17 protein-coding genes are annotated in these 17,745 nt (G+C 59.1%); 6 read left to right on the plus strand and 11 right to left on the minus strand.

The window, feature by feature from the left end; all coding sequences use genetic code 11:
* Positions 1–196: 196 nt before the first annotated feature.
* The gene (locus tag J7416_RS17395; RefSeq protein ID WP_348540291.1) at positions 197–1,477 is read right to left on the minus strand and encodes a cytochrome c peroxidase; all 1,281 of its coding nucleotides are present in this window, start codon (positions 1,475–1,477) and stop codon (positions 197–199) included.
* Positions 1,478–1,480: 3 nt separating this feature from the next.
* On the opposite strand from J7416_RS17395, the gene J7416_RS17400 reads away from it, so the two are divergent.
* Positions 1,481–1,951, plus strand: a complete 471-nt coding sequence (locus tag J7416_RS17400; protein ID WP_209226608.1) for a tetratricopeptide repeat protein — start codon at positions 1,481–1,483, stop codon at positions 1,949–1,951.
* A gap of 4 nt (positions 1,952–1,955) precedes the next feature.
* On the opposite strand, the gene J7416_RS17405 is transcribed toward J7416_RS17400, so the two are convergent.
* The 7 genes from J7416_RS17405 to J7416_RS17435 form a co-directional block, all read right to left on the minus strand.
* Positions 1,956–2,660, minus strand: a complete 705-nt coding sequence (locus J7416_RS17405; protein ID WP_209226610.1) for a phytanoyl-CoA dioxygenase family protein — start codon at positions 2,658–2,660, stop codon at positions 1,956–1,958.
* A 69-nt stretch (positions 2,661–2,729) separates the two neighbouring features.
* Entirely contained in the window at positions 2,730–3,797 is a 1,068-nt protein-coding gene (gene dctP / locus J7416_RS17410; protein ID WP_209226612.1) for a TRAP transporter substrate-binding protein DctP, read from the minus strand.
* A gap of 24 nt (positions 3,798–3,821) precedes the next feature.
* Positions 3,822–5,111 carry a TRAP transporter large permease gene (locus tag J7416_RS17415; RefSeq protein WP_209226613.1) on the minus strand — a complete coding sequence of 430 codons (1,290 nt, stop codon included), beginning with the start codon at positions 5,109–5,111 and terminating at the stop codon, positions 3,822–3,824.
* Positions 5,112–5,699: a TRAP transporter small permease subunit gene (locus J7416_RS17420; RefSeq protein WP_209226615.1), complete on the minus strand. Its 588-nt coding sequence runs from the start codon at positions 5,697–5,699 to the stop codon at positions 5,112–5,114.
* 52 nt (positions 5,700–5,751) lie between these two features.
* Positions 5,752–6,267 (minus strand): flavin reductase family protein, encoded by a 516-nt coding sequence (locus tag J7416_RS17425; protein WP_209226894.1) that lies wholly within the window; start codon positions 6,265–6,267, stop codon positions 5,752–5,754.
* Positions 6,267–7,157 carry an aldo/keto reductase gene (locus tag J7416_RS17430; protein WP_209226616.1) on the minus strand — a complete coding sequence of 297 codons (891 nt, stop codon included), beginning with the start codon at positions 7,155–7,157 and terminating at the stop codon, positions 6,267–6,269. Before J7416_RS17430 ends, J7416_RS17425 begins: the two co-directional genes overlap by 1 nt.
* Positions 7,157–8,311 (minus strand): LLM class flavin-dependent oxidoreductase, encoded by a 1,155-nt coding sequence (locus tag J7416_RS17435; RefSeq protein WP_209226618.1) that lies wholly within the window; start codon positions 8,309–8,311, stop codon positions 7,157–7,159. Before J7416_RS17435 ends, J7416_RS17430 begins: the two co-directional genes overlap by 1 nt.
* Before the next feature lie 106 nt (positions 8,312–8,417).
* Here J7416_RS17435 and J7416_RS17440 point away from each other — a divergent pair, with 106 nt between their 5' ends.
* The 5 genes from J7416_RS17440 (at position 8,418) to J7416_RS17460 (ending at position 14,061) form a co-directional block, all read left to right on the plus strand.
* A complete protein-coding gene (locus tag J7416_RS17440; protein WP_209226619.1) occupies positions 8,418–9,128 on the plus strand; it encodes a GntR family transcriptional regulator in 711 nt (236 codons plus the stop codon).
* A gap of 12 nt (positions 9,129–9,140) precedes the next feature.
* The gene (locus tag J7416_RS17445) at positions 9,141–10,238 is read left to right on the plus strand and encodes a Gfo/Idh/MocA family oxidoreductase (protein WP_209226621.1); all 1,098 of its coding nucleotides are present in this window, start codon (positions 9,141–9,143) and stop codon (positions 10,236–10,238) included.
* A 159-nt stretch (positions 10,239–10,397) separates the two neighbouring features.
* Positions 10,398–11,552, plus strand: coding sequence for a phosphoserine transaminase (locus J7416_RS17450; protein ID WP_209226622.1), 1,155 nt, complete (start codon positions 10,398–10,400; stop codon positions 11,550–11,552).
* A 58-nt stretch (positions 11,553–11,610) separates the two neighbouring features.
* On the plus strand, positions 11,611–13,206 hold the full coding sequence (gene serA, locus J7416_RS17455) for a phosphoglycerate dehydrogenase (protein ID WP_209226624.1): 1,596 nt from the start codon (positions 11,611–11,613) through the stop codon (positions 13,204–13,206).
* Positions 13,207–13,323: 117 nt separating this feature from the next.
* Positions 13,324–14,061 (plus strand): metallophosphoesterase family protein, encoded by a 738-nt coding sequence (locus J7416_RS17460; RefSeq protein ID WP_209226625.1) that lies wholly within the window; start codon positions 13,324–13,326, stop codon positions 14,059–14,061.
* Here the strand turns inward: J7416_RS17460 and J7416_RS17465 are convergent.
* From J7416_RS17465 to J7416_RS17475, 3 genes are all read right to left on the minus strand, one after another.
* Positions 14,048–15,565 carry a malonyl-CoA synthase gene (locus J7416_RS17465; protein WP_209226626.1) on the minus strand — a complete coding sequence of 506 codons (1,518 nt, stop codon included), beginning with the start codon at positions 15,563–15,565 and terminating at the stop codon, positions 14,048–14,050. The genes J7416_RS17460 and J7416_RS17465 overlap by 14 nt on opposite strands.
* An 80-nt stretch (positions 15,566–15,645) precedes the next feature.
* Positions 15,646–16,350 (minus strand): GntR family transcriptional regulator, encoded by a 705-nt coding sequence (locus J7416_RS17470; protein ID WP_209226896.1) that lies wholly within the window; start codon positions 16,348–16,350, stop codon positions 15,646–15,648.
* Positions 16,351–16,377: 27 nt separating this feature from the next.
* Positions 16,378–17,733, minus strand: coding sequence for a formimidoylglutamate deiminase (locus J7416_RS17475; RefSeq protein WP_209226627.1), 1,356 nt, complete (start codon positions 17,731–17,733; stop codon positions 16,378–16,380).
* Positions 17,734–17,745: the final 12 nt, after the last annotated feature.

The raw sequence follows: 17,745 nt of genomic DNA on the forward strand, positions 1-17,745 counted from the left end.
GGGACCGCCCCTACACCCGCGAACAGGCCTGCTTCCCCCCAGGCTCCATGGGCGTCGACAAATACTGGTCCCCCGTCAACCGCGTCGACAACGCATACGGAGACAGAAACCTCATCTGCACATGCCCCCCAATGGACGCATACCAAGAAGCCGCTGAGTAAACCAAAACCCCCGCCAAAAAAGCGGGGGTTTTTTCTTAGGGCACGAAGCTTTCGGGCACGCCGAATGGCGGGGTGTCCACGCTGGTGCCGGTCAGAGCATGCATGAAAGCGACAAGGCTATCGATTTCGGCGTCTGAAAGATCCAGCGGAGCGATGTCGATCTTGTTGCGCACCCTCTGCATCTCGATCTGGTCCTGCCAGATGACGAAATCGGCCTTCTGCAACCAGGGAACATCGGGCAAAGCGGCGGTCTGGGGTGCCCAGTTCATAAAGCTGCCTACAGGGTCCAGGTGGTGACGGATCATGCTGTCCAAGTCCGGGAACGCGCCGTTATGGCCATAGGGTGCCGTCAGGGCCACATTGCGCAGCATGGGTGTACGGAAGCGATAGGCATCCTCGAGCCGGTTGCTTTCACCCATACGGCCAACGTCACGTGCATAAGGATCCCACTGCCGGGTTCGACCCGGACCAAATGGCGGCAAAGCCAAGGCGTGGAATTCCTGATCCGACATCAACGGGCCGGAATGGCAGGTGGCACAGCGCGCCTTGCCATAAAACAGATCCATTCCGTCCTTTTGTGCTGGGGAAAGCGCACTGTCATCGCCTGCAAGGTATTGGTCGAACGGGCTGTCTGTGCTGCGCCATTCGACTGCCATGAAGGCGGCCAGAGCGTTCGCGATCTGCGTGATCGTGATGTCTTCGGTCGTTTCGACCCCGTCAAAGGCCGCTACGATTGCCGGGCCATAGCGTGGGTCAGTGCGCACGCGTTTGGCCAGAATTGGCCAACCCTTGTCGATACGATCATGGACGGCACCGGTGACCTGGTTTTCGGCTACATTCCCGGCCATCTCGAACTGAGCCGTCAAAGGGAACAACGCCTGCGCGGCGAGCAGAGAATTCAACCCCTCGGGCAGCCACTCCTGTGCTGGGGAGTTGAATCCGTTGCCATAGACATCCGAGATGCTTAGCCGCCCATCATGAAAGACGGTGTGAATGTCCCTGGCTCCAAGGTTCCACAGCCCCGGAGAGTTGCGGGGGATGCGCTTGCGGATCTTGTCCGCGCCAACCCCCGGCGTGCGGTCGGGACCAAGCCCCTGACCTCCTTCGCCGATCCCCAGCGATAACCCGTCCGAAGTGCCGAAATCCGGATGGTGGCAATGAGCGCAACTGATGTTCTGATTTCCCGACAGGATCGGGTCGTAAAACAGTTGATGACCGATGGCCGCCTGTTCCATATCAAAGGGGATGAAGTCACTATCGGTTAACGGGCGCGGCACATCCTGCGCGGCCGCCGTTCCCGCCAACAAGAAGGCCACCCCATGCGTCAGATTGTATTTGCCCTTTTTTGTCTTGCGACCCCCGCTTTGGCCGAGTTGGAAAAAGCCCGCGACATGATGGAGGCCGGAGAGTTCGAAGCCGCGCGTGAAGAACTGCTGCCAGCCGCCCGGTCGGGCAATGCCGAGGCCGAAGAATTGATCGGAGTGATGTATGGTCTTGGGCTGGGTGTCGAGCAAGATTACGAAAGGGCGTTCGAATGGTACCTGCGCGCCTCGATGAAAGGGCATCCCGGGGCGCAGTCCGGCGTCGGCTGGTATTATGAGTTGGGTCTGGGCATGCCTGCGCCCGATCTGGTTCGGGCCTATATGTGGTACACGCTCAGCGCCATTGGTGGCGATCCCGATGCGGCGATCAGCCTTGAGGAAGTGGTCAAGAAGATGTCGCCGGAGCAGATTGAAAGGGCGCATGTTCTGGTCAGTGATTACAAAGGGTGGATGTACCCGTTTAGATGATCGGTCAAACCTTCAACGGTTTTGCGAACCGCTTGGGGGCGTTGGTTGCAGGGTCGATAATCGGACCAGACGAATACTGGCACACAAATGCGCGGCGCGGGTTTTGCGTTGTATTGGCACCCGAACTGTGCAGCGTCAGGCTGGAAAAGGCCACGATAGTGCCCGCCTTGCAGGTCATCGGCGTTCCCGTCTCGGATCCGAAATACCCGTTGAGTTCGTTGCTGTCGTCCTGCCATTCGTGCCGGTCCAGGCCGGGCTCGGCGTCCAGGTCGCGCGGCAAGATATAAACACAGCCGTTTTCTTCGGTGGCGTCGTCAACGGCGATCCAGACGGTCAGATAGGGTGTGTGGTCAAATCCGACGTAAGCCCCGTCCTGATGCCATGCGAAACTGGCCCCTTTGCCCGCGCCTTTCACCACAAACTGTTCGTTGAACAGCATCGGGTCAGCGATCCCGCACGCGGACGTGATCTCGGCGATTTTGTCGCCCAGCAGAAACTCTTCGAGCGATGGGAATTCCGCGTGTCTGTGGCGCAGGAAACGGCGCGCATCCCCAAGTCCGATCTTGTGCACGTCTCCGCCCCCATCATGGGCAGGTTCTTCCAATAGCGTGTCGCAGGTGCTGCGCAGCATCTGCAAATCTTCCGCGTTCAGTGCGTTCTCAAAGATCAGATAGCCTTGGCGGCGAAATGCATCGGTCTGGTCGAGCATGTGGATCACTCCGGCGCGGTTGGGTTGAGTGCGCGCGACACAGGCCGCGCGCAACTGTTTCAGGCTGGCTTACTGGGTTTCAGCAGCACGGGTTGCGGCAATCTCGGCCTCTGCCTCGGCAACGGCTGCAACCAAAGCGTCATAAGCAGCTTCGCCGCCGTCTACATTCGCTTTGAACCAGTCATAAACGGGTGCTGCGGCTTCTTTGAACGCTGCTTTTTCTTCTGGTGTCGGCACGTAAAGGTCGCCGCCTTCGGCCACGAATTCCTCATAAGCTTGGATCGACTTGCGCTTGGGCGAGGCGAACGTGGCCTGCTGCAGCTGATAGAACCCGTCGACTACGACATTGCGCAGCTCGGGCGGCATCGACATGAACTTCTCGTTGTTCATAAACCACAGCGCACCCATATAGGCGTGCCCGTCAAGCGTGACGTATTTCAGACCGGCATCCGGGAACTTCATACCCATGATGTCGGTGATCCCGTTCTTGGAGCCTTCGACAACACCGGTCTGGAAGCTGGTGAACAGCTCTGGCCACGGGATCGGGGTAGGGGATGCACCAAGTGCCTTCACCAATTCCTGCGGCAGGTCGGCGACCACGGTGCGGATTTTCAGGCCTTCCATGTCCTCGGGGCTGGTCACACGGCGCTGGGTGTTGGCAAAGTTGCGCCAGCCGCCGGTGTTGCCGATGGTCATCAGACGCAATGCACCGCCCGAGTTTTCGGCGACCATTTCCTGCATCTTGGTCACAAAGGGCGACCCGTTGGCCAGTGCGGCCTCGGCGACGCGGTCATCGGACATCAGATAGGGCAGGTCGAGCACCTGAACGAAGGGGAAGATGCCCGACGTGCCGCCCGAGGTCTGGATCACGATATCGATCTGACCCTCAGCCACACCCTGCAGACACTCGGCCCCGTTCGAGCACAACTGCGTACCGATGAACAACTCGACCTCGATTGCACCGTTAGATGCGGCCTCGACATAGTTTTTGAAGACGACCAGACCGTCATAGTCCTCGTCGTTTTCGTTCGAGTTTGCAGTTGCGCGCAGGGTATAGTCGGCGGCTGTCGCGGCCATGGCGGACGCGGCCACCAGCGACGTGGCCACCGCTGCGGTTTTGATGAAAGATCTGAGCATGCGTTTCCTCCCTTTGGGTCTCAGTCAGTTTGCAAATCCCGTTATCCTCGGGATCGTCATGGATATTGCGGGGACATAGGTGATCAGGAAGATCACTATGATTTCGACAGCCAGGAACGGCAGGATTGCCTTGGCGATGGTTTCCACTTTCTCGCGTGACACGGCGGCGGCTACGAACAACACCAGACCCATGGGCGGTGTGGCCAGACCAACGGTCAGGTTGACGCTCATGATAATGGCGAAATGGATCGGGTCCACGCCGAGGCTGGTGAAGATTGGACCAAGGATCGGACCCAGGATGATGATCGCAGGGCCAGCGTCCAGGAACATGCCGACGATGAAAAGCAACAGGTTGATCAGGAACAGCAGGATCAGCGGGTTTTCAGACAGGCTGAGGATCAGCGAAGCCAGCTGCTCTGGCGCGTGGCTGAGGCTGACAACCGTTTTGAAGGCCATCGCAGCACCGACGAGCAACAGAACAACAGCCGAAGTCAGGCCTGCGTTGCTGAGAATTTCGGGCACCTCTTTCAGGGTCAGCGTCCGAAGGACAAAGAACCCGATGATAAAGGCATACCCCACGGCAACCGCAGCTGCCTCGGTCGGGGTGAAGATACCGCCCAGAATACCGCCCAGAATGATGACCGGAGTCATGAGCGGGAAAAAGGCCTTGAGGCTGGCCTGGCGACGTTCGCCCCAAGTGTACTTTCGGCTGGCGACGGGGAAGTCATATTTGTCGGCCATAAACTTGATCATCAGCATCAGGCCAACGCCCACCATCACGCCGGGTACAATTCCGGCAAGGAACAGCGCCGCGACGCTTTCGCCCATGACATAGGCGTAGATGATCATTATGCCCGAGGGCGGGATGATCGGTCCGATCACCGAACTTGCTGCCGTGATAGCGGCGGCGAAGCGACGGGTGTATCCCTGTTTCTCCATCGCCGGGATCAGCATCGACCCCAGCGCCGAGGTGTCGGCCACTGCCGAACCGGACAGGCCCGCAAACAGGATCGAGCTGAGGACGTTCACATGCGCCAAACCACCGCGCAGGTGCCCCATCAGGGCCTGACTGAACTCAACCAGCCGCAGCGTAATACCGCCGCGGTTCATCAGCTCTCCGGCCAGCATGAAGAAGGGGATCGCCATCAGTGGAAAGCTGTCCATACCGTTGTAGACATTGCGATACAGAAGCGTGATGTCGTTTGTCTGACCGTTCAGCCACAGCAATATGCCAGGGGCTGCCAGCAACGCGAAAAAGACCGGCAGGCCGATCAGCAGAAACACCAGAAACGTGGGCAGGAACCATATCAGCATTTATTCGGCCCCCACTGGTGCGTCCGCAATGTCGGGCAGCAGATGACCGCCGCCCAAAAGTGTTATGAAGGCGCGCAGGATCAGTTCGATATTCACGGATATCAGCAGGATCACCCCGACCAGCAACGAGGCCATCATCCAACTGCGCGGAATGCGGTACCATTCGTCAAAGCCGAAGGATGTGGGCAGATACAGCGCAGCAGTGGCAAATTTTCCGCCAAAGCCCGTGACCTCGGCCCAACCGATGTTCGCGGCGACCAGAAGGACGGCCAGTGATACCAGCAAAAGCAGAATGTTCAGAATCTGCCCAATAGCGCGCGGCAGCATAAGCGGCACCATGTCGATGGCGACAAACCCGCCGCGCCTGAAGGCTGTGGGGGCCATCAGGCCGGTCATCCATAGCATGCAGAACCGAGCCGCCTCATCCGGCCAGGGCAATGCGTTGCCCAGAACGTATCGGAAGAAGACTTGAATCAGAATTGCGACCACCATGAGTGCAATCGCAACGACACCAACCGCGCGGCCCAATCGCAGCACGGTTTCATTAACAAACGCAATCGGCGCAAGCACCGACGTCAATCCGCCCATGCGGATCCTCCCTTTTCAGCCGCGGGTTTTCCCCGCGACAGTTATCCCGCGCTTATTGATGCGCGAATTGGCCGAGCTTTCCGGCATAGAAGGTCAACGCGTCTCCGTCCGCCATACTGGCACGCAGGACCTTTCCAACAACAATGACATGATCGCCCGCATCGTGATAGGCGTGCTGTTCACATTCAAACCGCGCCAGACAGTCCGGCAAAAGCGGCGTTCCGTTTTCGCAGCGGTCGTGCGTGATCTCTTTCAGCGCATAGGCATCTTTCGAGCATCCAAAGCACAACTCGGCCTGTTCAGCGGACAGGACGTGAACGCTGAAATGGCGCGCTTCGTGGAAATAGCGGAACCGGCGCGAGTTGCGGTCGCCCGCCCACATGATCAGTGGCGGATCCAGCGACAGCGAGGAAAAACTGTTCGCCGTGATGCAGATCGGGCCGTCGGCGCTGTCACAGGTGACGATGGTGACGCCGGTGGCAAAGCGGCCAAAGGCGTCGCGCAGGGTGCGGGTGTCGTCCTTGTGGGGGACGAATGTATGGGTCATGTCCTTTGAGATTGCATTCATCATGGTACCTCTTGCCCCAGCGCCGCCTCATACAGGCGGAACCAGCTCTCGCGATCCAATTTGACTTTCAGCGCATCCGAGATCCGCTTGATGCGGTCCAGATTGTTGGTGCCCAGAACCGGCAGGATGCCCGCGGGATGCGCCAGCAGGAACGCAATCGCAACGGCTGCGCGGTCTACACCGAATTCTTCCCCGATCTCATCCGCGACAACGCCGACCGGAGGGTTGCCGGCCATCAACAGCCCGCCGCCCAGTGGCGACCAGGCCATCACCGGCTGGCCGTGCTGCTGGTGAAACGCCAGATCGCCGTTTGTGAAGGGGCTGATCTCGCCCAGCGAAATCTCGATCTGGTTGGTAACCAGAGGGGTCTTCATTGCCGATTGCAGCAGGTTCCAGTCCCATGGGCGGAAATTGGAAACACCCACCGCGCGCACCTTGCCGCTAGCGACCACTTCGTCCAAAGCAGCGCCGGTTTCATTGTGGTCCATGAACGGGTCAGGGCGGTGGATCAGCAGCAGGTCAATGTGATCGATGGCCATCTCCGACAAAGAGGTTTCGACCGATTTCAGGATATGACCCCGCGACGTGTCATAGTATTTGACCTTCGCATGCGAGTACCGGCCGCAAGGGGCAACGATATCGCACTTGGTGACGATCTCCATATTCTGGCGCAGCGCGGGGTTATCCCGCAATGCAGCCCCCAGAACGGCCTCGGCATTGTAGTCGCCGTAGATGTCGGCCTGATCGAAGGTGGTGATACCCTGATCCAGACAGGCCTGAATCTTGGCCTCGACATGGGCCGCGGATGTATCCGTGTCGTCGCCCAAGCGCCACATGCCATAGACAAGGCGGCTCATTTCCAGCGAGTCAGAAAGTTTCACACGTTGCATCAGCGACGAACTCCGTTGCCCAGCGGCGTGGCCGGGGTATTTGCAGGGACCCTTCCGTAAGCTTCGGGAAGGGAGCAGGTTTTCAGGTTTGGCAGGACACGGCTGCCGAAATGGCGGGCTTCGTCCATGTGCGGATAGCCCGAGAAGATAAAGGCGCGAATGCCCATCTTCTGATATTCTTCGATCTTGGTCATCACCTGATCGGTCGACCCGACCAGCGCCGCGCCGCAGCCTGAACGCGCCCGACCGACACCGGTCCAGAGGCCGGGTTCGACATAACCATACTCATCCGCCAGATCGCGGTTCTTGGACTGGTGCGCGACGCCCAGCGACGTCGAATCCAAAGCCCGCTCGCGAATGGCGCGGCCGTATTCATCATCCAGCTTCGAGACAATGTAGTCGGCGTATTCCTGCGCCTCGGCTTCGGTGTCGCGGACAATCATGTGCACGCGCAGGCCGTAATCCAGGGTCCGGTTGTAGTTCTCGGCCACCGCGTGCACGGCCTTCATCCGCTCAGCCAGTTGATCCTTGGTCTCGGGCCACATCAGGTAGACGTCGCAATGCTCGCCACACAGGTCCAAGGCGGATGGGGAGTAGCCACCGAAATACAGCAACGGGCCGCCGGTCTGATACGGTTTTGCCGGGTCTGTTGTCAGACCCGAGAAGTTATAGACCTCGCCCGCATGGTTGATCTCATCCTGAGTCCAGGCCTGTTTCAGAATCTCAACCACTTCGCGCGAACGCTGATAGCGGAAGGCGCTGTCGGCTTTCTCGCCGGGGAAATCGGAGGAGATGATGTTGACCGTCAGCCGCCCCTTCAGCATGTGGTCCAATGTTGCGATGGTACGCGCCAGCATGATCGGCTGCATCTCGCCGCAGCGCACAGCGGCCAGCATGTTGATCTTTTCGGTGATCGGTGCGCACCCCGCGACAAAACTCAACGTGTCCTGACCAACCTGATAGGAAGACGGGCAGAGGATGTTGCGAAAGCCTTGCGCCTCGGCCTCTTTCACGATGCCCGAGCAGTGGTCCCAGCTGGATCGCAGATCGCCATCCGGCACGCCCAGAAACTGATAATCGTCCGAGCACAGCGCCGCGAACCACGAAACTTCGGCCGCGTCCAGATCGGGGGAAGTGATGGGGACGATGGTCATTTGATTCGTTCTCCGGTCGGCTGTGACTTTCCTCTTGCGTAGCAATCACATTGATGTAGATCAATGGTGTATCAATTTTTCCTGCGACTGAGTGAAGCGCCCGAAGATGTCCTCTGCCAACCGAAACCCGAACGCCTTGCCGGTTTACGTTCAGATCGCCGAGCTGCTGATCCGCGACATCGCTGCCGGGCGTTTGATTTCCGGCGAGCGTCTGCCGCCCGAGCGGGAGTTGGCAGCAGACCTGAACGTGTCTGTCGGGACGTTGCGAAAATCGCTCGCCGAGCTTGAGAAAAAGGGCATGCTGGAGCGTATTCAGGGGTCGGGCAACTATGTCCGCGACACCGGGACGCAAAATAGTGTCTATGGGATGTTCCGGCTGGAACTGCCCGAAGGCGGTGGCCTGCCGCGCGCGGATATCCTGTCCGTCGACCAGGTGAAAAAACCAATCGACCTGCCCGAATTTGGCGCGTCAGACAGCGGGTCCCGCGTGCGTCGGATGCGTTATCTGAATGACACAATTATCGCGGTCGAGGAAATCTGGCTGGACGATTCCGCCGGACGCATCGATCAGCATCTGTTGTCCGACTCGCTCTATCGGTACTACCAACATCAGTTAGGCTTCTGGATTACCCGTGCGGAAGACAGGGTCTCGCTTGGGGCGTTGCCAGACTGGACGCCCCCTGATTTCACCAAACCGGCCGGTGAAACGGTCGGTTACATCGAACGGTTCAGCTGGTCGGAACGACCTGAACCTGTTGAGTTTTCAAAAACATGGTTCGACCCGGATCGGGCCACCTATGTCCAACGACTGAAGTAAAAGGAACTGCGCATGACCCGGACCATTCACTACGGGCTGATCGGATGCGGTATGATGGGGCAGGAACATCTGCACAATATTGCCTTGCTGGACGACACGCGCGTTTCGGCGATTTTTGAGCCTGATGCCGAGATGGCCCAGGTCGCACAAGAGATCGCGCCAGACGCAGTGATGGTGTCGTCAGTGGCCGAATTGCTGGCAGTCGAAGACCTGGATTGCATCGTCATCGTCAGCCCCAACCATGTGCACGTCGATCAGATCGAAGAAATCGCCCGCGCGCGTCCATTGCCATTGCTGGTCGAGAAACCTCTGTTCACCGACCCCGCGGACGCAGAGCGGCTTGAAGCGATCCAGCGCGATTATCCGCACCCGATCTGGGTGGCGATGGAATACCGCTATATGCCCCCCATTGCCGCGCTGATTGCTGAGGCGCAGGCGACAGGCGGTGTAAAAATGCTGTCGATCCGCGAGCATCGGTTCCCGTTTCTGGAAAAGGTCGGGAACTGGAATCGGTTCAACCGCAACACCGGGGGCACCTTTGTCGAGAAATGCTGTCATTTCTTCGACCTTATGCGCCTGATCCTGCAATCGGACCCGGTGCGCGTCACCGCAAGTGGCGGGCAGGCGGTGAACCATCTGGACGAGGCGTATGAGGGCGAAACGCCAGACATCCTCGACCACGGTTACGTCATTGTCGATTTCTCCTCGGGCGCACGGGCGATGCTGGAGCTGTGCATGTTCGCCGAAGGATCGCGGTATCAAGAGGAGATCTCGGCCATCGGTCCCGATGCCAAGATCGAAGCGCTGGTTCCGGGGCCGGGTAGGTTCTGGCCGGAACATCTGGGTGAACCGCCGGTGCCACAGGTGATCGTCAGCCCGCGCGATCCCAAAGGGCCGATCACCAAGGATATTCCCGTCGATCCGCGCCTGCTGGCCGCCGGGGATCACAACGGTTCGACCTTCTATCAGCATCAGGGGTTTTTGGCGGTTCTGCGGGGTGAGAAAGAACAACCGGACGTAACCCTTCAGGATGGGCTCTGGGCTGTTCGCATCGGGCTGGCCGCGCAAGAAGCGCTTGAGACCGGAGAGACCGTCCGCTTCAATTCATGAAGCGGATAGGAAACTCACGTTCCAGATACGCACAGGATCGGGTGTCGTTTTTGGCGCCCGATGCGTCTTTTCCGCTTGCTGAGCGTATTCCGACGCAATAGCTCTGTTTGTGGGACACCCCTCCCCAACGAGGGGCGTGTATCTGGAAGGGTAATACAGATGAGTATTCAACAACCGGCAACGCGGCCGGCGAATCCGCGTTTTTCCTCTGGCCCCTGCGCCAAGCCCCCCACATTTGATCTGACCAAACTGGCCGATGCCGCGCTGGGCCGGTCGCACCGTGCGGCTGTCGGCAAGGACAAGCTGAAGGCGGCCATTGAAGGCACGCGTGAGGTGCTTGGCATTCCGGCAGATTACAAGATCGGCATCGTTCCCGCCTCAGACACCGGCGCGGTAGAGATGGCTCTGTGGTCGCTGCTGGGCGAGCGCAAGGTCGAGATGCTGGCTTGGGAAAGCTTTGGCTCCGGTTGGGTCACCGACGTGGTCAAGCAGCTAAAGATCGACGCCGAGGTGAAAACCGCGGATTACGGTCAGCTGGTTGATCTGGCCTCGGTCGATTTCGCCAATGACGTCGTGTTTACGTGGAACGGCACAACCTCGGGCGTGCGGGTTCCAAACGGCGACTGGATTGCCGATGACCGTCAGGGTCTGACGATTTGTGACGCGACATCGGCAGCTTTTGCGATGGACCTGCCTTGGGACAAACTGGATGTGACCACCTTCAGCTGGCAGAAAGTGCTGGGTGGAGAGGCGGCCCACGGCATGCTGATCTTGTCGCCCCGCGCGGTGGAGCGGCTGGAAAGCTATACCCCCGCATGGCCCCTGCCCAAGATTTTCCGCCTGACCAAGGGCGGCAAGCTGATCGACGGTATTTTCACCGGCGCAACGATCAACACACCCTCGATGCTGGCGGTTGAGGATTACCTGTTCGCGCTGGACTGGGCGCGCTCGGTTGGTGGGCTGCAGGGCCTGATCGCGCGGGCCGACGCCAATGCCGGTGCGGTGCATGCGTTCTGCGATCAGAACGATTGGATCGCCAACCTGGCCGAGGATGCAGCGACGCAGTCGAACACATCCGTATGTCTGAAATTCACCGACACGCGTATTCAGGACGGTGCGACATTCGCCAAGGCCGTAGCTAAGCGGCTTGAGGCCGAGAAAATCGCGCTGGACATCGGTGCCTATCGCGACGCGCCTGCGGGTCTGCGTATCTGGTGCGGCGGCACGGTCGAAACCTCGGATATCGAGGCGATGTTGCCGTGGCTCGCCTGGGCCTTCGAGGCTGAAATTGCGGCACAATCCGAAGCCGCCTGATCTTTTTCACCGGGCCGCGCGGGCCCGGACCTTTCATACAATTCAAGGACCAGAGAATATGGCCCCCAAAGTACTCGTATCTGACAAGCTCAGCGAAACCGCCGTGCAAATCTTCCGCGATCGCGGCATCGACGTGGATTTCATGCCCGATCTGGGTAAGGACAAAGACAAGCTGGCTGAGGTGATTGGTCAGTATGATGGCCTAGCCATCCGGTCGGCCACCAAGGTCACGCCGAACATTCTGGAAAAAGCCGACAAGCTGAAGGTCATCGGTCGCGCCGGGATCGGCACCGACAATATCGACAAGGACGCGGCGTCGAAAAAAGGCGTGATCGTGATGAACACGCCGTTCGGCAACATGATCACCACCGCCGAACACGCGATCGCGATGATGTTCGCCGTGGCGCGGCAGATCCCCGAGGCCAGCACCTCGACCCATGCGGGCAAATGGGAAAAGTCCAAGTTCATGGGGATTGAGCTGACCAACAAGACCCTCGGCGTCATCGGTGCGGGCAACATCGGCGGTATCGTCTGTGAACGTGCTTTGGGCCTGAAGATGAAGGTCGTTGCCTACGATCCCTATCTGGGTGAGGAGAAAGCCGCGCAAATGGGCGTGGAAAAGGTCGAACTGGACGAGCTGTTGGCCCGGGCTGACTTCATCACCCTGCACGTTCCGTTGACCGACCAGACCAGCAACATCCTGAGCCGCGAAAATCTGGCCAAAACCAAGCCCGGTGTGCGCATCGTAAACTGCGCGCGTGGCGGGCTGGTCGACGAAGAAGCGCTGGCCGAGATGCTGCAATCCGGCCACGTGGCTGGCGCGGCCTTTGATGTGTTCAGCGTGGAACCGGCCAAAGACAACCCACTGTTCAACCTGCCTAACGTGGTCTGCACCCCCCACCTGGGCGCTGCAACGACCGAGGCGCAGGAAAACGTGGCGCTGCAGGTGGCCGAGCAGATCTCGAACTACCTGCTGACCGGCGCGGTGGAAAACGCGCTGAACATGCCCAGCGTAACGGCCGAAGAGGCCAAGGTCATGGGCCCGTGGATCAAGCTGGCAGGTCACTTGGGCAGCTTCATCGGCCAAATGACCGATGAGCCGGTCAAGGCGATCAACATCCTGTATGACGGTGTCGCGGCCGAGATGAATCTGGCCGCCCTGAACTGTGCCGTCGTTGCCGGGATCATGAAAAAATTCAATCCCGAAGTGAACATGGTGTCGGCCCCGGTTGTTGCCAAAGAACGTGGCATCCAGATTTCGACCACCAATCAGGACAAATCCGGCGCGTTCGAAGGGTATATCAAGGTGACTGTTGTGACCGACAAACGCGAACGCTCGATCGGTGGCACGGTGTTCAGCGATGGGAAACCCCGGTTCATCCAGATCAAGGGTATCAATATCGACGCCGAAATTGGCGCGCATATGCTCTACACCACCAACGAAGATGTCCCCGGCATCATCGGTGCGCTGGGTCAGACCATGGGCGAAAACGACGTCAACATCGCCAACTTTACGCTGGGCCGGGCCGAGGCGGGCGGCGAAGCAATCGCGCTGCTCTATGTCGACGAACCGGTGCCCGCCGAAGCCCGCGCGAAACTGGCAGAAACGGGTCTGTTCACGCAGATCAAACCGCTGCAATTTGACGTAGCCTGAGTTTGGCCTGATAATTGTGACTTGAACAATGCCCGCGCAAAAAATGCGCGGGCATTGTCTTTTCTCTGCAATCGAGTTGTTGCACAAAGCGCTTATTGATTTCAGCGAGGCTTTGCTTTGAGCACTCCGATTTACGCAGTTGGCGATATTCACGGTCAGTTGGGCATGCTACACACGGCCCTCGCCGCGATCGAGGCAGATGGCGGCCCGGACGCGCGGATCGTGTTTTTGGGCGATTACGTGGATCGCGGCCCGAACAGTCGCGAGGTGCTGGACCTGCTAATCGAAGGACAACGCGCCGGGCGGAATTGGGTCATGGTCAAAGGCAACCACGACCGCATGATGGCCCGCTTTGTTGAGCGTTGTGAGATCGCGGACAAACATTTGCCGATAACTCTGAACTGGCTGCACCCGCGGTTGGGCGGGCGTGAAACACTGGCCTCTTACGGCGTCGAAGTAACCGACACGGACCGCATCTTTCAGGTCCACGAACGCGCGCTTGCGGCCGTTCCACAGGCTCACATCGAGTTTGTGAATGGTTTGTCCAACTTTCATAAGGAAGGTGAGCTACTGTTTGTCCATGCGGGGATCAAGCCGGGCGTTCCACTGGATCAGCAGACCGAAGACGACCTTGTCTGGATAAGACAGGAGTTCCTGCGCGATGCCCGCCCGCATCCCTGGTTGATCGTGCACGGCCATACCCCCGTGGACCGGGCCGAACATTGCGGCAAACGTATCAATCTGGATGCAGGCGCGGGCTATGGCCGACCCCTTGCAACGGCGGTCTTCGAAGGGCGTGAGTGCTGGCTGCTAACCGATGCAGGCCGGGTCAGATTAGAGCCTAATTTGAGGTAAAACGCGCTTTGTAGCGGTCCCGCAGGGCGTTTTTCTGCACCTTACCCATCGTGTTTCTGGGCAGCTCGTCCAGCAAAATCAGCTCGCGGGGGTGCTTGAATCGAGCCAATTCGTTTTGAACGGTCGACATAATTGCCTCGACGTCCGGAGACTGATCCGGCTCGGCCACCAGAATACCCAGGACTGTTTCGCCAAAATCCGGGTGTGGAACGCCGATCACCGCGCTTTCCAGCACGCCGGGTTGGTCGTCCAGCACCAGCTCAATCTCTTTGGGATAGATGTTGAACCCGCCCGAGATGATCAGATCTTTGCCGCGCCCGACGATATGGACATAGCCATCTTCGTCCACGCGCCCCAGATCGCCTGTGATGAAAAACCCGTCTTCGCGCAATTCCGCGGCTGTTTTCTCGGGCATTTGCCAATATCCTTCGAAAACATTGGGCCCACGCACTTCAATCATGCCGATTTCGCCTTGCGGTAGGGTCTCGCCTGTCTCGGGGTCGGTCACCTTCAGATCAACATCGGGCAAGGGGAACCCCACGGTTCCCGCGCGGCGTTCGCCGTCATAGGGGTTCGAAGTGTTCATGTTGGTTTCCGTCATGCCGTAGCGTTCCAGAATGCGGTGGCCGGTTCGGTCTTCGAACCTTTCATGGGTCTCGGCCAGAAGTGGGGCCGAGCCCGAGATGAACAGCCGCATATGGCGCGTCAGATCGCCCGTGAACTGTTCATCCGCCAGCAATCGGGTGTAGAAGGTCGGCACTCCCATCATCGATGTCGCGTTGGGCATCAGGCGCAGGATGTCATCCAGGTCAAATTTCGGAAGAAAGATCATCGATCCACCCGACGCCAGAATGACGTTCGTCGCCACAAACAGCCCGTGGGTGTGAAAGATCGGCAAGGCATGCAGCAACACGTCATCCTTGGTGAACCGCCATTCCTGCACCAGAGTTTCGGCATTGGACAACAGGTTGGCCTGCGTCAGCATCGCGCCCTTGGACCGACCCGTTGTGCCCGAAGTATAGAGGAATGCGGCCAGATCATCTTCGGATCGCTTTACGGGCTCGAACGCGGGCAGCATCCCCAATGCACGGCGCATCAGACTGCCGGACCCGTCGGCGTTTAGTGTCTCTAACCTTGCGTTTTGTGCCTGTGCGATCGGGGCAAGATCAGCTTGATTGGCGGCATCACACACCACCAACGCCGCGCCGCTGTTTTCGATGAAGTAGCTGAGTTCGGCGGACTTATAGGCGGTGTTCAATGGCAGAAAGATCAACCCGGCTTGCGCGCAGGCGGCATAGAGTGCCAGCGCTTCTGGAGATTTTTCGACCTGAACGGCGACCCGGTCTCCGGGCTGCAGTTCGAAACCGTTCAGGGCGTTGGCGATCCGTGACGCCATGTCCAGAAAATCCGCATGACTCAGTGTTTGGCCGTCCGGCAGATATAAAAACGGTGTGTCCTGACCCGCGTGAATGCCAAACAGTTGATCATAGAGAGGGTTGCCCATCCCGCCATTCCTTCGCGCCGAACCAAATTGCGCTGAATCTGGCGCGGATTAGCAGCACGGTAAAGCGGAAAACGTTCAAATCAGAACTGAGTGGTCATGCGGTACCCGGCGGCGAAGTACATCTTTGCAAAGGTAACCGGCTGCTCCTCAAGCCACGTGATCCGTTCACCCGTAAACACCGGTTCGCCGACCGGAAGGTCCAGAAAGCCGGCGACTGTCTCATCGGCGCGACTTGCCAGAAAACTCAACTCGACATTGGTGAAAGGCACCGTCTGGATCAGCCACTCATTAGGGCCTATTGCGGCAAAATCAGCGTCGATGACTTGCGGGACCGAGGCTATGACGATCCAGCGATCCTCGAATTGGAACGGCGTGTTGCCGTTGAAATGCATGCAGCGCACATGCATGACGTTTTGATCCGATGTCAGCGCCAGGCGCGCGCGCAACCAATCAGGCGCAGGTTCCACACCCGAGGACACCAACGCATAGCGATAGGTGCCGCCCATAGCCTCGACCTCGTCCCGAACCATGGGGATTGTGAAGCGGGCTTGCCGCTGCGGTGCGCTTAGAACCCGCGTTCCGGCCTTGCGACGACGTTCCAGATAGCCCTCATCCGCCAGCTCGCGCAGCGCGCGGTTCACGGTTGTTCGGGTGCAGGAAAACTCGACTGCCAGTTCCTGCTCATTGGGCAACAGGGACTCCGGCTGCCACTGGCCCGACCGGATGCGTGCCAGAACGGTTTCTTTGATGTCCCTGTAGCTGGTGTTGTCACTCGATTGGGTCATGCGGCCTTTTTCCATGGTTCTGTCCGTTTAGACATCGGCCAGAAGATCGGCAATCGCAGCTTTGTAGGCAGGGATAATGCTGTCCCGTTCGATGTGGCGACCCTGCTGCACCATATGCCGCCCCGCCGACCACAGATCGGTCACCAATCCGTCGGGGGCAGCAAAACACAGCCCGTCTAACAATTGCTGATCAGTCAGGGCGTAGAGCGTGGGGTGGGAGCGGTCAATCGCGACCAGATCGGCCAGTTTGCCGACCGCGATTTCGCCCGCATTTCGGTCCAACGCCTGCGCGCCGCCACGGGCCGCTCCGGTATAGAGTGCGTGGCCAACCGAGCCTTCGTCCTTGACCAGCACGGTGCGCGCGTGATCGCGCAGGCGTTGAGAATACTCTAGGGTTCGCAGCTCTTCGGGTAGAGAAATGCGTATATTAGAGTCTGATCCGATCCCAAATCGCCCACCTGCGTCGACATAAACAGATCCGTTGAAGATCCCGTCGCCCAGGTTGGACTCGGTGATCGGACACAGGCCTGCAACCGCATCGGATTGTGCTACTGCGCGCGTCTCATCATCGGTCATGTGCGTCGCGTGGATCAGGCACCAGCGATGATCGACGTCGAAATTACCCATCAGCCACGCCACAGGCCGCTGACCCAGCGCGGCCTCGACATCGGCCACCTCTTTGAGTTGTTCAGCGATGTGGATATGGATTGGGCCTGTCGGCGAAGCCTCCAGCGCCCTTTGCAAATCCGTGGGAGATATTGCACGCAAGGAATGCGGAGCGATCCCGATGGCCGAATCCATGTGGGGCAGGGTCGAGCGGCACTCTTCGACCAAATCCAGGAACTCATCCACCGAGTTGCCAAAGCGTAACTGGCCGCCCGCCAAGGATTGCTGTTCGACACCGCCATAGGTGTAAAGCACCGGAAGGTGCGTCAGTCCGATTCCGGTTTGTGCCGCGGCGGCGAAGATGCGCTGGCTTAACTCGGACGTCTGCGCATAGCGCGCCCCGCCCGGCCGGTGGTGGACATAATGGAACTCTCCGACCGAGGCGTAGCCAGCTTCTTGCATCTCAAGGTAAACCAACGCGGCTATGGCTTCGATGTGCTCGGGCGTCAGCCGTTCGAGGAATCGGTACATCAGGGTGCGCCAGGTCCAAAAGCTCTCGCGCCCGGCGGCGCGCACTTCGGTCATACCGGCCATGGCCCGCTGAAACGCGTGGCTGTGCAGGTTTCCAAGCGCGGGCAGTAGCACATCAACCTGCGTGTCAGCGGGCTGTGCTGAAACCCCGATATCAAGTGTCTGTATGTGTCCCTTGTCGATTTCCACCCGCAGGTTGCTGACCCAGTCAGAACCTAACAAAGCGGTTTTGGCGTGGATCGTCATCGTGTTCCCAAT

Origin of the sequence: Ruegeria sp. R14_0 (assembly GCF_017743975.1) — a bacterium.
In the GTDB taxonomy this organism is placed as follows: Bacteria; Pseudomonadota; Alphaproteobacteria; order Rhodobacterales; family Rhodobacteraceae; genus Ruegeria.

Coding starts and splice junctions, on each gene's coding strand:
- J7416_RS17435 (WP_209226618.1), bottom strand. CDS start 8,311: ATGACCATCGTCCCCATCACTTCCCCCGATCTGGACGCGGCCGAAGTT.
- dctP (WP_209226612.1), bottom strand. CDS start 3,797: ATGCTCAGATCTTTCATCAAAACCGCAGCGGTGGCCACGTCGCTGGTG.
- J7416_RS17420 (WP_209226615.1), bottom strand. CDS start 5,699: ATGGGCGGATTGACGTCGGTGCTTGCGCCGATTGCGTTTGTTAATGAA.
- J7416_RS17430 (WP_209226616.1), bottom strand. CDS start 7,157: ATGCAACGTGTGAAACTTTCTGACTCGCTGGAAATGAGCCGCCTTGTC.
- serA (WP_209226624.1), top strand. CDS start 11,611: ATGGCCCCCAAAGTACTCGTATCTGACAAGCTCAGCGAAACCGCCGTG.
- J7416_RS17450 (WP_209226622.1), top strand. CDS start 10,398: ATGAGTATTCAACAACCGGCAACGCGGCCGGCGAATCCGCGTTTTTCC.
- J7416_RS17415 (WP_209226613.1), bottom strand. CDS start 5,111: ATGCTGATATGGTTCCTGCCCACGTTTCTGGTGTTTCTGCTGATCGGC.
- J7416_RS17445 (WP_209226621.1), top strand. CDS start 9,141: ATGACCCGGACCATTCACTACGGGCTGATCGGATGCGGTATGATGGGG.
- J7416_RS17475 (WP_209226627.1), bottom strand. CDS start 17,733: ATGACGATCCACGCCAAAACCGCTTTGTTAGGTTCTGACTGGGTCAGC.
- J7416_RS17405 (WP_209226610.1), bottom strand. CDS start 2,660: ATGCTCGACCAGACCGATGCATTTCGCCGCCAAGGCTATCTGATCTTT.
- J7416_RS17470 (WP_209226896.1), bottom strand. CDS start 16,350: ATGACCCAATCGAGTGACAACACCAGCTACAGGGACATCAAAGAAACC.
- J7416_RS17440 (WP_209226619.1), top strand. CDS start 8,418: ATGTCCTCTGCCAACCGAAACCCGAACGCCTTGCCGGTTTACGTTCAG.
- J7416_RS17465 (WP_209226626.1), bottom strand. CDS start 15,565: ATGGGCAACCCTCTCTATGATCAACTGTTTGGCATTCACGCGGGTCAG.
- J7416_RS17425 (WP_209226894.1), bottom strand. CDS start 6,267: ATGAATGCAATCTCAAAGGACATGACCCATACATTCGTCCCCCACAAG.
- J7416_RS17400 (WP_209226608.1), top strand. CDS start 1,481: ATGCGTCAGATTGTATTTGCCCTTTTTTGTCTTGCGACCCCCGCTTTG.